The sequence below is a fragment of the Serratia nematodiphila DZ0503SBS1 genome (genome assembly GCF_000738675.1).
In the GTDB taxonomy this organism is placed as follows: Bacteria; Pseudomonadota; Gammaproteobacteria; order Enterobacterales; family Enterobacteriaceae; genus Serratia; species Serratia nematodiphila.
Genome location: NZ_JPUX01000002.1, coordinates 442,445 through 456,360 on the forward strand (window position 1 = coordinate 442,445; position 13,916 = coordinate 456,360).

16 protein-coding genes and 1 tRNA gene are annotated in these 13,916 nt (G+C 52.6%); 11 read left to right on the top strand and 6 right to left on the bottom strand.

Features of this window, described 5'->3' with window-relative positions:
* Positions 1-88 precede the first annotated feature (88 nt).
* The 3 genes from JL05_RS25630 to JL05_RS22760 form a co-directional block, all read right to left on the bottom strand.
* On the bottom strand, positions 89-232 hold the full coding sequence (locus JL05_RS25630; protein ID WP_015376917.1) for a hypothetical protein: 144 nt from the start codon (positions 230-232) through the stop codon (positions 89-91).
* Between the two features lie 159 nt (positions 233-391).
* Positions 392-1,309, bottom strand: coding sequence for a LysR family transcriptional regulator (locus JL05_RS22755; protein WP_033633946.1), 918 nt, complete (start codon positions 1,307-1,309; stop codon positions 392-394).
* Positions 1,310-1,487: 178 nt separating this feature from the next.
* Positions 1,488-2,057 carry an NADPH-dependent FMN reductase gene (locus tag JL05_RS22760; RefSeq protein ID WP_033633947.1) on the bottom strand — a complete coding sequence of 190 codons (570 nt, stop codon included), beginning with the start codon at positions 2,055-2,057 and terminating at the stop codon, positions 1,488-1,490.
* Between the two features lie 420 nt (positions 2,058-2,477).
* On the opposite strand from JL05_RS22760, the gene JL05_RS22765 reads away from it, so the two are divergent.
* The 4 genes from JL05_RS22765 (at position 2,478) to JL05_RS25060 (ending at position 5,026) form a co-directional block, all read left to right on the top strand.
* Positions 2,478-3,110 carry a hydrolase gene (locus JL05_RS22765; RefSeq protein WP_033634142.1) on the top strand — a complete coding sequence of 211 codons (633 nt, stop codon included), beginning with the start codon at positions 2,478-2,480 and terminating at the stop codon, positions 3,108-3,110.
* Between the two features lie 187 nt (positions 3,111-3,297).
* On the top strand, positions 3,298-3,828 hold the full coding sequence (locus JL05_RS22770) for a nuclear transport factor 2 family protein (protein WP_064581119.1): 531 nt from the start codon (positions 3,298-3,300) through the stop codon (positions 3,826-3,828).
* A gap of 297 nt (positions 3,829-4,125) precedes the next feature.
* Positions 4,126-4,530: a hypothetical protein gene (locus JL05_RS25495; RefSeq protein ID WP_135637859.1), complete on the top strand. Its 405-nt coding sequence runs from the start codon at positions 4,126-4,128 to the stop codon at positions 4,528-4,530.
* Between the two features lie 145 nt (positions 4,531-4,675).
* Positions 4,676-5,026 carry a helix-turn-helix domain-containing protein gene (locus JL05_RS25060; RefSeq protein WP_072010127.1) on the top strand — a complete coding sequence of 117 codons (351 nt, stop codon included), beginning with the start codon at positions 4,676-4,678 and terminating at the stop codon, positions 5,024-5,026.
* Between the two features lie 337 nt (positions 5,027-5,363).
* On the opposite strand, the gene JL05_RS22775 is transcribed toward JL05_RS25060, so the two are convergent.
* A tRNA-Arg gene (locus JL05_RS22775) sits at positions 5,364-5,440 on the bottom strand.
* Between the two features lie 412 nt (positions 5,441-5,852).
* A complete protein-coding gene (locus JL05_RS22785; protein ID WP_033633949.1) occupies positions 5,853-6,062 on the bottom strand; it encodes a hypothetical protein in 210 nt (69 codons plus the stop codon).
* Between the two features lie 205 nt (positions 6,063-6,267).
* On the opposite strand from JL05_RS22785, the gene folD reads away from it, so the two are divergent.
* Together folD and ybcJ are read left to right on the top strand one after the other, a co-directional pair.
* Positions 6,268-7,134: a bifunctional methylenetetrahydrofolate dehydrogenase/methenyltetrahydrofolate cyclohydrolase FolD gene (gene folD, locus JL05_RS22790; RefSeq protein WP_004940177.1), complete on the top strand. Its 867-nt coding sequence runs from the start codon at positions 6,268-6,270 to the stop codon at positions 7,132-7,134.
* Positions 7,135-7,144: 10 nt separating this feature from the next.
* Positions 7,145-7,357 carry a ribosome-associated protein YbcJ gene (ybcJ, locus tag JL05_RS22795; RefSeq protein ID WP_015376914.1) on the top strand — a complete coding sequence of 71 codons (213 nt, stop codon included), beginning with the start codon at positions 7,145-7,147 and terminating at the stop codon, positions 7,355-7,357.
* 60 nt (positions 7,358-7,417) lie between these two features.
* Here ybcJ and cysS read toward each other — a convergent pair whose 3' ends face one another.
* Positions 7,418-8,803 (bottom strand): cysteine--tRNA ligase, encoded by a 1,386-nt coding sequence (gene cysS / locus JL05_RS22800; protein ID WP_033633950.1) that lies wholly within the window; start codon positions 8,801-8,803, stop codon positions 7,418-7,420.
* Positions 8,804-9,112: 309 nt separating this feature from the next.
* Here cysS and ppiB point away from each other — a divergent pair, with 309 nt between their 5' ends.
* The 5 genes from ppiB (at position 9,113) to JL05_RS22825 (ending at position 13,901) form a co-directional block, all read left to right on the top strand.
* Positions 9,113-9,607: a peptidylprolyl isomerase B gene (gene ppiB, locus JL05_RS22805; RefSeq protein ID WP_016928800.1), complete on the top strand. Its 495-nt coding sequence runs from the start codon at positions 9,113-9,115 to the stop codon at positions 9,605-9,607.
* A 10-nt stretch (positions 9,608-9,617) separates the two neighbouring features.
* Entirely contained in the window at positions 9,618-10,340 is a 723-nt protein-coding gene (locus JL05_RS22810) for a UDP-2,3-diacylglucosamine diphosphatase (protein ID WP_015376912.1), read from the top strand.
* Positions 10,341-10,489: 149 nt separating this feature from the next.
* A complete protein-coding gene (purE, locus tag JL05_RS22815) occupies positions 10,490-11,014 on the top strand; it encodes a 5-(carboxyamino)imidazole ribonucleotide mutase (RefSeq protein ID WP_004940188.1) in 525 nt (174 codons plus the stop codon).
* Entirely contained in the window at positions 11,011-12,078 is a 1,068-nt protein-coding gene (purK, locus tag JL05_RS22820; RefSeq protein WP_033633951.1) for a 5-(carboxyamino)imidazole ribonucleotide synthase, read from the top strand. Before purE ends, purK begins: the two co-directional genes overlap by 4 nt.
* 428 nt (positions 12,079-12,506) lie before the next feature.
* The gene (locus JL05_RS22825) at positions 12,507-13,901 is read left to right on the top strand and encodes a hypothetical protein (protein ID WP_050501284.1); all 1,395 of its coding nucleotides are present in this window, start codon (positions 12,507-12,509) and stop codon (positions 13,899-13,901) included.
* Positions 13,902-13,916 lie beyond the last annotated feature (15 nt).

Sequence of the window (13,916 nt, forward strand, 5' to 3'; positions counted from 1 at the left end):
ACGCAGCGTCATCATTGCCGACGGCGGGTAAATGGCGGGTAAATCAGTGCGAAAAAGTCGGCGCAGTCCCCTTCAGGCCGCACGGCTCTCAGCGAATTTCAACGCTGATATCCGGGTAGGCCTTCTCGCCGTCACTGAGGTAATGCCCCAGCGCCCGATATGCCATCACGTACAGCACGGCGGCGGCGCACAGGCACAGCAAGGTCACGAGAAAGAATCTGGATTTGCGCACGATAGGCTCCATGGGGAAATTTTCGCCTATTGTAGCGCGACAAACTAAACGAAGGTTCAATTGGCGGCGGGTCGAGAGCCTCGCGCTCATTCAGAAAGACGGCAGCATAACGGCTAGAGTAATTCGACTTTCAAGCAAACGCCTTCTTTTCAAAGCGATTCATCTCTCATTGGTCAATATATCGCGATCCCAAAAAGGCTCATCACTGAAATTAGCAAGTAAAAAATCAATGAATGCGCGCATTTTCGCAGGCATGTTTTGTGATGAAGGAAAAACCGCATACATACCAATGGGAGGACGCATATGCTCACGTAATACAACTTCGAGCTCACCTTTTCTGATCGCCTCATGCGCGATGAAAGTGGGCAACATAGCGATCCCCAAACCCGCGATGGCGGCCTCACGAACAGCATCACCGTTGGAAAAACAGAGCCGCGATTTCACCATTGGCGTATGACCGCCAGCAAAGCGCCAATAATAACTTTCTTCAACGTTGCTATAGCGAATGCCCGGCAATGCCGCCAAGTCTTCCACTCTATTTGGACGACCGTACCGATCTAGCAAAGACGGGCTCGCGCAACAGACATGGCGAATGGTTGTGATCCGCCTGGCTACCAAGGAAGAGTCGCGCAATTTAGAAATCCTGATGGCGAGATCAAATCCATCACGAATGATGTCAACCATCTTGTCGTCGGCATCAAACTCCAGTGCCAGATTCGGATTCGCCTCGATAAATTGACCAACCACCCGGCTAAGGCAATGTACGGTCAGCGAAACGGGAGCGGCGATTCGCAACCGCCCTTGTAAATCGTTATGTCGCCCTCCAACGGCATTTTCAGCCTCATTCAACTCAGTCAGTATGCGTTTGGCTTGCTCATAAAACTTCAGCCCTGTGTCCGTCAGATGGATCTGTCGGGTGCTCCGGTTCAGCAACGGGGCACCAAGCCGAATTTCCAAATCTCGTATGCGGCGACTGATCGCAGATTTAGCCAAGGCCAAGCGCTTTGAAGCCGCCGCAAAACCGCCAGCCTCAACAACAGCAATATAAGTTTTCAGTTCCTCAAAGCGATCGGCCATGCTTCCGCAACCTTTTCAATTCCAAATATGTCAATCACAATGATACGGCATCACTTAGCGACCGCTATTCCTCTCGAGGAACGGCATCGAGACGCACGCTTTCCGCCCCCCACGTCAGACGATGCCGAAAAATGTATTATGCGCAGGCGCTGCTGGATCCAGGGTAGCGCGATACTCTCTAACGGATGGAAGGCTCGTTCGAACGAATAAACTCCACGAACCCACTCAAGAATCCCTCCAAGCGAAGACGCGTCGACTCGTCGGTCAGATTGCCATCGACGTCGAATTGTTGGTTGGCGTGGGAAACGAGAAGCCGTCCGCCGAACCAAGGTCGGGTTCCAAGTGCTCGCAACACGGGTAGCCAAGCTTCCTGAGATAGGATTGTGCCAAATCCCCCCGGCGATGCACCAATCAAGGCGAAAGGTTTTCCGCCGAAAACGCGTCGTATATCGCTGTCTGGACGCGAAACCCAATCAATGGCGTTTTTGAATACCCCTGGAATACCATTATTGTACTCAGGGGTGGCAAGGAGCACGCCATCGGCTACCGCGATCGCCTCCTTCAATTCGACAACAGAAGCGGGAATGCCAGATTTAACTTCAACATCAGCATCATAAAGCGGTATCCCATTGATTCGACGAACATCCAGAGTCACGCTCTCGGGTGCCAATTGCACAGCAGCCTGAAGAAGTGAATGGTTAAAGGAAGCGCTGCGAAGACTTCCTGAAATTCCAATGATATGGGTCATGATCTACTCGCTTTTTGCAATGGAATGACTGTCGTTACTGCAGATGACAATGTTCGTTTGTGCTGACGGTTCTTTCTCCCCACAAAGGACAAACATTACCTCCTCTACAAAAATTAGAAAGCCTCAATAAAAGAACACTGTGTTCTCTTATTTAAGTACAGCGTTAGGACTGGGTGAATGACGAGGACTTAAACCCACCCAACTAAAGTTACGATCTACTCTCACAGCCCAAAAATGAGAACAATATGTTCTCCGGAATTGGGATTGTCGGGTCCGCTGTATCGACTTAGCATGATATCTCACAATTACATGACCCCAATTAAGATTGCTTTCATTGAAGGCGATGTTGAGATCCCTTCTTTGGCCTATCGCGATTGCGATGAGTCTAACCTAATCTGTAACGTGAAAGAGAGTTATCTAATGACCAGTGAATCTATCCGTGATCCTAAGGCTGACCACCTCCTGACCCCTGAGAACTGCGTGTTCATCGTGATCGACTATCAACCCATTCAGGTGAGTTCGATCCGTTCGATGGACCAAAAGGAATTGGTTTTCAACATCACCCATAGCATTAAAGCTGTGAAGAATTATAACGTACCTATTATTCATTCGGCGGTAAATATTGCGACGGGCTTAAACAAACCGCCAATTAAAGAGATCATGGCGCTACTCCCTAATGACCCCGTTATTGATCGTACGACGGTTAATGCCTGGGAAGACGTCGAATTCAAGCAGGCAGTGCAGGCAACTGGACGGCGGAAGTTGATCATGACGGCACTCTGGACCGAAGTCTGCCTGGCCTTCCCCGCTCTGGATGCACTCAGGGAAGGGTACGAGGTCTATGTCGTCGCCGACGCCATCGGCGGAACTTCAGTAGCGGCTCATGAGTTGGCTCTACGCCGCGTCGAACAAGCGGGTGGCAAACTGATTTCCAAGACACAGCTCTGGTGCGAGCTGCAGCGAGACTGGGCTCGCCAAGAGACCGTTCCTGGTTTCATGGACGTATTCGAGAACTGGGACGGCTTTAATCCAGAGAAAGATTTCAAAGGCTAAAATGCGGTTGGCAAATTGCTGGTTGAAGAATCCTCTGGCCGTCGTGTCAACACTGTCTGGCCAGCCAACCATACTCGGCGATTCAGCGCACCATATTGGAAAAGACAAGAGAACTGTCTTAGCAGAAGATTGATTATTGAAGGGAACGGCACACTTCAGCGTGCCGTTCCCGGAATAAGGGGAGACCATGTCAAACGTCTACAAGAAAACCGCTAACATAAAAGAAGCGCAGGCTGGTAGCCTCGCGAAGCCGGCCACGTTCAGCAGCCCTTTGGCTCTCCTGCTGGACCTTCTGAAAAAACCCGCGGATCTCGAGCATGTCCGCCAATTTACGGCGGACAATTTCATCTATGTTTCACTCAATTATGAACATCCGGAACTAAAAGCCATCATGCCTTGGGCAGGGACGACAGCAGGAACCGAAGGCTTGGTCCAGACCTTCAAGGATGTGAACGCCTACTGGTCTACACTGGCATTCGAATTACAGGACACTTTTGAGAATGCCGACGGTGCTGCCGTCTTCGGTTATTTTACTTATCGCTCTACTGTTTTGGGTAAGACGGTCACCTCCCCCCTCTCGATTTTGGCTCGCGCCAAGGACGGTAAGTTAACTTTCGTACAGTTCATGGAAGATACCTTCGCCACAGTACGAAGTTTTCGCGAGAGTGGAACCTACCATATCAAAGCCGATCCCAGTGGTTCGACAGTGGAAATTTGATACAGGGAGAGCGATATAACGATTGAGGATATAACCTGATTAAAAACTATATCCTCAGTCACATCATTGCATCATCAAAAACAACCAGCGAACACAGGACGTTTTTCAATCGGATTGTTTTTGTCATAAATAATTAGCCATACTTCCAGACTCATATAATACATTTAAAACACTAGCAACAAAAGAAAATATATTTATTACACTGCCCAGCCAGAGTTTTAAAAAGCAGTGAGTGGTAAATAGGAATGCCGTCAACAGTTGATGATCGATAATTAACAAACTTGAGGTATCATGACAATGCAGAAAAAAGACTTATCTTCCTGGTTCGCCAAAGGGGGGGCTATTGCTTATTTCATCTGGGCTCTTCTACATTTTCAAGCTGCCTGGGGAGTTTATAAATTAGGCGATAGCATGCCACCAGGAATGGCAAGTGGGCGAGTAGAACAAGATGCATGGAATTTATTTTGCTTTGCACTTTGCGCTGCCTTGACGTCTATTTTCTTGAATTGGCGCAATGACATCAGAGGATGGTGGATAAATTTAGCCGTTGTCAGCGCCACTGATATTGGCTTTATTATTTACATTCTAATCCCTGGTTACACGCCTATTTGGCCAGGGATTTTAGGGCCTCTTTTTTGGGCGGTTGGATTTATTTTTTCAACCTGCGCACTTGTTTTATCACATAAAGAAACAATGCGCTAAGCATGATAACATCACAAAGGGCAGCATATGCTAAGCCCTTTAATCCAACTTCCTTAAAGAACAAACTCAATTGCAATAATTAGATTTAAAATAGATCAATTAAAAAAACACGCATAATCAATTGAAAATATGACTCAGGCATATCATGAAAGAAAACACTTGCTTTCAAAAAAAAGTCACCACAGAGATCATGAGTTGGATAGAAAACAACCTTGAACATCGCATCAGTCTTGCAGACATTTCCAAGGTATCAGGCTATTCAAACTGGCACTTTCAAAGGTTATTTAAGAAACATACGGGAAAAAACCTTGGTGACTATATTCTTGAAAGAAAATTAAAAAAATCTTATAACTTGCTTTCTACAACAAAATTATCCGTATTTGCTGTTTCTTGTGCTGTAGGATTCAAGACTCAACAATCCTTTATTAGGAGCTTCAAAAAATGCTATGGCATCTCTCCCGGAAAAATAAAAATGAAGCACAATGACAAAAAATAATATAACAAGTTAATCATCATGGGAAAATTCTTCCCATTCATATCGTGTACCGAGTTAATCCTTCTCTCGTCTAAACGATCGGGTGTCTAAGTAGAGTCAGGTCGAAAAATCACGAAGTAAAATACTGACATTATTCTTGTCATACTTGAGATAAGAGTCAGGCCTCTCTACGCGTCGCTTATTTAGGACATCTGTACGTCATATACCTGATAACAATATCCCAATACAATAAAATAAGAAGTGCTATCAATAAATGCGAGCAGACATAGGAATAATCGAGAACTTGCAGAAATACGGGGGATTTATGGACTGTAGTAGACATCAGGAGAAGTGTTAATGGCACGCCCTATAGGATTCGAACCTATGACCTACGGCTTAGAAGGCCGTTGCTCTATCCAACTGAGCTAAGGGCGCATTGAGATGCGGCAACCTGCGGCTGCGGGTTGCGATTATACGGTCAGAGGTTAGCGAGTCAATGCCTTTTCATGACGTTACGGCGGCGGCCGTGCTTTATGGCGTTTTTTCCACCAGCGCCCGCGCGGTGAGGGTTCTCGTCAACGGGCGCCGTTACGCTGAGCCAGCCCGGCGCCTACGTAAATCGGCGCGTGCTCACGCCCTTGCCGCCCGTTGTCCCGCCGCTGGCAGAGGCGAGCAGACATAACCACTGCGGCAATGTCCCCCCAATCGGCATGCTCAATCACCCGTGTGTTGCAAGTCGCCGCCACGTTTTCAACCCATGCGGCGTCAGGGCGTGCGCTGTTTAAAGAAGCCTGGCTCCCCGATGCCCAAACCAGCAACAGCGTGCAGCCTGCCCAGGCGCAGCCCTTCATACGCATAACTTCCGCCACAGCGCATTCAGGCGTGCCCGCCACAACGGCGCCGCCTCATGCTTGCCGAGCTGATGCAGCGCGGTGAGTTGCTCACTGTCCGCCGGATGCAGCGAAGAATCGAACACCGTCTCCCCCACATGTTTAGGCTGCGCCGGTTGCTGATCAGGCTGATGATGCAACGGATAAAGCCGGGTTATCGCTCTCATGATCCTGCCCTCTTTCGCCCTGTGTATGGCCCCAGCGTAGGCAAATGCCGGTAAAAATGGTGTAGAGGTTCCTGAAGCCGGCATAAAAAAAGCATAAATCGGTCTCGCCAACGGCGGCGAGGGTGATTCTGCGCCTGACAGCGCGCTCAGCTTCTGACAGAATAGCGGCATCCCCGCTTTTCTTAATTGATGGATTTCCACACTGATGTCAGCAAAGATTATTGATGGTAAAACGATTGCGCAGCAGGTTAGAAACGAAGTGGCTGAGCAAGTGAAACAACGTCTGGCGGCCGGCAAGCGCGCGCCAGGGCTGGCGGTTGTGCTGGTCGGCGAGAATCCGGCTTCGCAAATTTACGTCGCCAGCAAGCGCCGCGCCTGCGATGAAGTCGGCTTCCTCTCCCGCTCCTACGACCTGCCCGCTGCCACCAGTGAAGCCGAGCTGCTGGCGTTGATCGACCAGCTGAACGCCGATGAGGAAATCGACGGCATTCTGGTGCAGCTGCCGTTGCCGGCCGGCATCGATAACGTCAAAGTGCTGGAACGCATCCATCCGGACAAAGACGTCGACGGCTTCCACCCGTACAACGTCGGCCGCCTGTGCCAGCGCGCGCCCAAGCTGCGCCCATGCACGCCGCGCGGCATCGTCACCCTGCTGGAGCGTTATAACATCGATACCTACGGCCTGAACGCCGTGGTGGTCGGCGCCTCCAACATCGTCGGCCGCCCGATGAGCATGGAGCTGCTGCTGGCCGGCTGCACCACCACCGTCACCCACCGCTTCACCAAAAATCTGCGTCATCACGTCGAGAACGCCGATCTGCTGGTGGTGGCGGTCGGCAAACCGGGCTTCATTCCGGGCGACTGGATCAAACCGGGCGCCATCGTGGTGGACGTCGGCATCAACCGTCTGGAAAGCGGTAAAGTGGTGGGCGATGTCGATTTCGACGCCGCCAGCGAGCGCGCCGCCTACATCACCCCGGTGCCGGGTGGCGTTGGCCCGATGACCGTGGCTACACTGATCCAAAATACCTTGCAGGCCTGCGAGGAATATCACGACGTTCAACCTAAATAAGTAAGGCAGTATGGAAATTTTCAATCTGGACAATCATCCCCACGTCGAACTGTGCGATCTGCTGAAGTTCCAGGGCTGGTGTGAAAGCGGCGGCGCCGCCAAAGAAGTCATCGCCGAAGGGCTGGTGAAAGTCGACGGCAAGGTCGAAACCCGCAAGCGCTGCAAGATCGTCGCCGATCAGGTGGTGGAGTTCAACGGCGGCAAGGTCATGGTTAAACCCTAACCTGCAGCCATAGAAAAAGGCGCTGAATTCAGCGCCTTTTTTGTTTTCACTTCGGCCGGCTTACTTACGGCGCCAGGTGGTGCCCTGCGGCCCGTCTTCCAGCACGATGTTCATCTCGTTCAAGCGATCGCGAGCGGCGTCCGCCAGCGCCCAGTCCTTGGCGGCACGCGCTTCGTTACGCTGTTTGATCAGCGCTTCGATCTCCGCCACTTCGCCGTCGTCAACCTGTGCGCCCCCTTGCAGGAACTGCTCCGGCTCTTGCTGCAGCAGGCCGAGCACTTTCGCCAGCTTGCGCAGCTCCGCCGCCATGCCGTTGGCCGCCGCCATGTCTTCGCTCTTCAGGCGGTTAACCTCGCGCGCCAGATCGAACAGCGCCGAGTAGGCTTCCGGAGTGTTGAAGTCGTCGTCCATCGCTTCGCGGAAGCGGGCTTCGAACGCTTCACCGCCGGCCGGCTCGGCATCGGCGTCGGTGCCGCGCAGCGCGGTATAGAGGCGCTCCAGCGCGGTGCGCGCCTGCTTAAGGTTCTCTTCGCTGTAGTTCAGCTGGCTGCGATAGTGCCCGGACATCAGGAAGTAACGCACCGTCTCCGCATCGTAATGGCCGAGCACGTCGCGAATGGTGAAGAAGTTATCCAGCGATTTGGACATCTTCTCTTTGTCGATCATCACCATGCCGGAGTGCATCCAGTAATTGACGTACGGGCCGTCGTGGGCGCAGCTTGACTGCGCGATCTCGTTCTCGTGGTGCGGGAACATCAGATCGGAACCGCCGCCGTGGATATCGAAGTGGGTGCCCAGCTGTTTGCAGTTCATGGCGGAGCATTCGATGTGCCAGCCCGGACGGCCCGGCCCCCACGGCGACTGCCAGCTCGGCTCGCCCGGCTTGGACATTTTCCACAGCACGAAGTCCATCGGGTTACGCTTCACGTCGTCGATCTCCACGCGCGCGCCGGCCTGCAGCTGCTCCAGATCCTGGCGCGATAGCAGGCCGTACTGCGGATCGCTGTCGATGGAGAACATCACGTCGCCGTTGCTGGCCACATAGGCGTGATCGCGATCGATAAGGCGCTGGGTGATCTCGATGATCTCGGCGATGTGCTGGGTCGCGCGCGGTTCGCTGTCCGGGCGATCGATCAGCAACGCGTCGAAGTCGGCATGCATTTCCGCCAGCATGCGTTCGGTCAGCTGGTCGCAGGTCTCATGATTTTCCGCCGCGCGGCGAATGATTTTGTCGTCTACGTCGGTGACGTTGCGCACGTAGTTCAGCGAATAGCCGAGATAGCGCAGATAACGTGCCACCACGTCGAAAGCGACAAAGGTACGACCGTGGCCGATGTGACACAGGTCATAGATGGTTACCCCGCACACGTACATGCCCACTTTCCCGGCATGAATGGGTTTGAATTCCTCTTTTTGACGACTCAGGGTATTAAAAATCTTTAGCATCGGGAGATTCCGTGGTGTGCGTGATAACAAAAAAGATAACCGGGCTTCAGGTTTTACGCCCGGTAGCGTATTGAAACCTGAAGCCTGATCTATTGCAAGGTTAAGGCCAAGCTTTGCTGACTTCACGCGAATAAAATGCGCGAAATTCGCCGGCCAGCACAATTGTTATAATATAACACAAATGCAATTACCACAGACAGTGCGCGGTTGAGCCGCTGCTGACTCGCTGGGGCGGATATGTTATAAGGGCGGTCTGAATGTTCACTCGCTTTACGTGACGTCTCACTTCACCTTGTTAGGATTAAAACTATGGTTACTTTCCACACCAATCACGGCGATATCGTTATCAAGACCTTTGCTGACAAAGCGCCGGTTACCGTTGAAAACTTCCTGAACTACTGCCGCGCCGGTTTCTACGACAACACCATCTTCCACCGTGTGATCAACGGCTTCATGATCCAGGGCGGCGGTTTCGAGCCGGGCATGAACCAGAAAGCGACCAACGCGGCCATCAAGAACGAAGCCAACAACGGTTTGAAAAACACCATCGGCACCCTGGCAATGGCGCGCACCAACGATCCGCACTCCGCCACCGCACAGTTCTTCATCAACGTGGCCGACAACGACTTCCTGAACTTCCGCGGCGAAAACGTACAGGGCTGGGGCTACTGCGTGTTCGCTGAAGTGGTTGAAGGCATGGACGTGGTCAACAAGATCAAAGGCGTGAAAACCGGCCGCAGCGGCATGCACCAGGACGTACCGGTAGAAGACGTCGTCATCAACAGCGTGACCGTCAGCGAGTAATCGCGGCTGCATGAGTACGCTGTTCATCGCAGATCTGCACTTGTGCGCACAGGAACCGGCAATCACTGCCGGTTTTCTGCGTTTTTTACGGCGCGAAGCGGTGCACGCCGACGCGCTGTACATCCTCGGCGACCTGTTTGAGGCCTGGATCGGCGACGACGATCCCGAGCCGCTGCACGCGGAGATCGCCGCGGCGCTGAAAGCGCTGCAACAGGCCGGCGTGCCCTGCTATTTCATCCACGGCAACCGCGATTTTCTGCTCGGCAAGCGCTTCGCCCGCGCCAGCGGCATGCAGCTGCTGCCGGAAGAAAAAGTGCTGGAGCTGTACGGCCGCAGGATCCTGATCCTGCACGGCGACACCCTGTGCACCGACGATCAAGCCTATCAGCAATTCCGCCGTAAAGTGCACAACCCGCTGATTCAAAAATTGTTCCTCGCGCTGCCGCTGCGCTGGCGACTGAAGATCGCCGCCAACATGCGCGCCCGCAGCCAGCAATCCAACCAGTACAAGTCGGAAGCCATCATGGACGTCAACCCGCAGGCGGTCGAGCAAACGATGCTGCGCCACGACGTGCACTGGATGATCCACGGCCATACCCATCGTCCGGCGGTGCACCGGCTGGCGTTGAGCAACGGCGAAGCCCATCGCGCGGTGCTGGGCGCCTGGCACGTCGAAGGATCGATGATCAAAGTCAGCGCCGACGCCGTCGAGCTGATCCAATTCCCGTTCTGAGTGCCGCACTGGCGCGCGGGTGAAAATTCGCGCTTTCGCCGGTGAAAACCGGCGACGCAACCGTTTTCCTTACCGTGCGCTCATGGTATGCTCTACGCCCTCATTCGGCCCTCAGCCGACGCCAGACAAATCACAGGAGCCTTACACCCATGGGAGCCAACGCCGCTTCAGCCGCCAATGCCGGGGCTAAAATCGCAATTGTAATGGGATCGAAAAGTGACTGGGCCACCATGCAGTTCGCCGCCGAAGTCCTGACCCAGCTCGATGTCCCCTTCCATGTCGAAGTCGTTTCCGCTCACCGCACGCCGGACAAGCTGTTCAGCTTCGCCGAGCAGGCTGCCGCCAACGGCTTTGACGTGATCATCGCCGGCGCCGGCGGTGCCGCGCATCTGCCGGGCATGCTGGCGGCGAAAACGCTGGTGCCGGTGCTGGGTGTGCCGGTGCAAAGCGCCGCGCTGAGCGGCGTGGACAGCCTCTACTCCATCGTGCAGATGCCGCGCGGCATTCCGGTGGGGACGCTGGCGATCGGCAAAGCCGGCGCCGCCAACGCCGGGCTGCTGGCGATGCAGATCCTGGCGCTGCACGATGCCGCGCTGGCGCAGCGTTTGGCGGACTGGCGTCAGGCGCAGACTGAAGACGTTTTGAACCACCCCGATCCGCGGGAGGACGCATGAAGCCGGTTTGCGTATTGGGCAACGGTCAGCTGGGGCGCATGCTGCGCCAGGCCGGCGAACCGCTGGGCATCGCCGTCTACCCTGTCGGCATCGATGCCGAACCCGAGGCGGTGCCGTATCAGAACAGCGTCATTACCGCCGAGATTGAACGCTGGCCGGAAACCGCGCTGACGCGCGAACTGGCGACTCACAGCGCCTTCGTCAACCGCGACATCTTCCCGCGTTTGGCGGATCGCCTGACGCAAAAGCAGCTGCTCGATCAACTCGGCCTGGCGACCGCGCCGTGGCAGCTGCTGGCGAGCGCCGCCGAATGGCCGCAGGTGTTCGCTGCGCTGGGCGAGCTGGCGATCGTCAAACGCCGGGTCGGCGGCTATGACGGCCGCGGCCAGTGGCGCTTGCGCCCGGGCCAGGAAGCCGAACTGCCGGCCGATGCCTATGGCGAGTGCATCGTCGAGCAAGGCATCAATTTCTCCGGCGAAGTGTCGCTGGTGGGCGCGCGCGGCCACGACGGCCGTTCGGTCTTCTACCCGCTGACCCACAACCTGCATGAAGACGGCATCCTGCGCGCCAGCGTGGCGCTGCCGCAGCCCAATCCGGCGCTGCAGCAACAGGCCGAGCAGATGCTGGCGGCGATCCTGAACGAGCTGAACTACGTCGGCGTGATGGCGATGGAGTGCTTTATCGTCGGCGATCGACTGTTGATCAACGAACTGGCGCCGCGCGTGCACAACAGCGGCCACTGGACGCAAAACGGCGCATCCATCAGCCAGTTCGAGCTGCACCTGCGCGCCATCCTCGGCCTGCCGCTGCCGCAGCCGGTGGTGAGCACGCCGTCGGTGATGGTCAACCTGATCGGCACCGCCGTCAACGAACAGTGGCTGTCGCTGCCGCTGGTGCATCTGCACTGGTATGAGAAAGAGGTGCGCCCTGGCCGCAAGGTCGGCCACCTCAATCTGAACGACCCGAACACCGCCGATCTGCGCCAGGCGCTGCAAGCGCTGGCACCGCTGCTGCCGGGCGAATACCAAAGCGGGCTGGCCTGGGCACAGCAGAAGCTGGCCTAAAGCGCACGCCGCCGAAAGTAAAAGGGTTCAGCTTTGGCTGAACCCTTTTTTAGGCCTGGTACAATCAAAAAAACCGCCCGATAGCGTCATTTATCAACAGCATAATATATATAAACAATGAGCAATATCGGCATGAGATATTGAATAAAACATCAAAAATAAGACGAACACCAACATTTAATCATTGCACTATCAATCTGCATCATTCTAATTTGAAAAAATAAAATCAAGAGCTAAATTTACACTATACATGATAATTAAATAAAAGTATGAGGGGTCTGTAAACCTAAAATAATTAATGACATGAAATTATAAAAAATTGTCATTACTATATGCATTAAAATAGATACTGACCTATTCATTCTAAAAACAACCATCCAAAAGGTCTGAGCTACAACTGAAGCACTGATATCTTCCGGAGTGACAAAATGAAGCTTATATTTCTCACCCTCATTTTAATGCTAAGCGGATGTGTGGCCAATGCACCATTTCGTACTTCCGATGGGAAAAACTGCGACCACTGGAGAGGGTGTGGCAGTAACTATGAGACACACACCGGCTATGATTTGGGGTTTATCGAATTTAGTGAGCGCGGCCATGATTTTGCTCCACAGCAAACAGCGCAGCTTTTATCAAATATAGCGCGTATGGAAGAGAAAGAAGACGTTGGTGTCATCGTGTTTATCCATGGCTGGAAGCATAATGCATCCGTACTTGATAAAAATGTAAAAAACTTCCAAAAAACGCTCTCCTACGTTGCTGCCCCAAGGATAATAGGAAAAAGAAAACTATTGGGGATCTACATTGGCTGGCGCGGAATGAGCTTTCATGGCGCAGAGCTTGAAAACCTCACTTTTTGGGATCGTAAATCCGTGGCAGAGGAGGTGGGCCGCAACGGAGTAAAAGATTTTCTCATCAAGCTGGAGTCAATCGTTGGTAAAAATAACAATAATTTTATGCTCACAGTGGGACACAGCTTTGGTGCCGATATTTTACTTTCCGCTTTGAACGATAACCTGCTGGAGAGAATGAGAACAGCTGAAAATAATAGTACATTGAAACCCTTTGGCGACGGCTTGATTCTTTTAAACCCTGCGGTAGAAGCAAACCAAGCCCTCCTTTTAAAAGAGAGCAGCATGAGACTGGGCGCTCAAGGAAAACCCATGCCGTCACTGATGTATGTCATCAGTTCTCGCGCTGATATCCCTACCAACGTGGCATTCCCGGTAGGTCAGTTTTTTGGCAAAAACATAAGATGGTCACAGGTAGAGATAGAAAGAGATTACTTCGGGGTAAAATATAAAATAAAAGAGCAGGATCTTGACGATATAACGGTAGGCAACTTTAAAATGTTTACCACGGGTTACATGTATAATAAAGAACATACCGTGAGCGACACCAGGACATCTCAGTACCATATTCCCGCGCAAATATCAAAAAAAGAAGACCTGTTAGACATTGAGCAATTGATATCGGAAGCTATCAATTCCGGCATTATCGGACCATGGAAATTTAATTCTTATTGTACCCGTACCCTGCACCAGAAAGAACAATATCACCATGATAGACTCCCTTGTTTCGACAACGATCCTATAGATTTCATTTCAGTACCTGATTCTTTTATCTCTAACCACAACGATATATTCAACCGGAATGTAATAACATTACTAATGACAATGACAAGCCAATCCCTCAGCAATAAAAAAGGTAGAATAACGAAATACTGTCAAAAAACAGGAGGGTTTTCATTCGAAGATTGTTTTAACTACTACTACTTAATAAATGAAGATTTCACAGTTAATAAGCATTCAAAACTCTATTAAGGTAAGCGGCGGGGA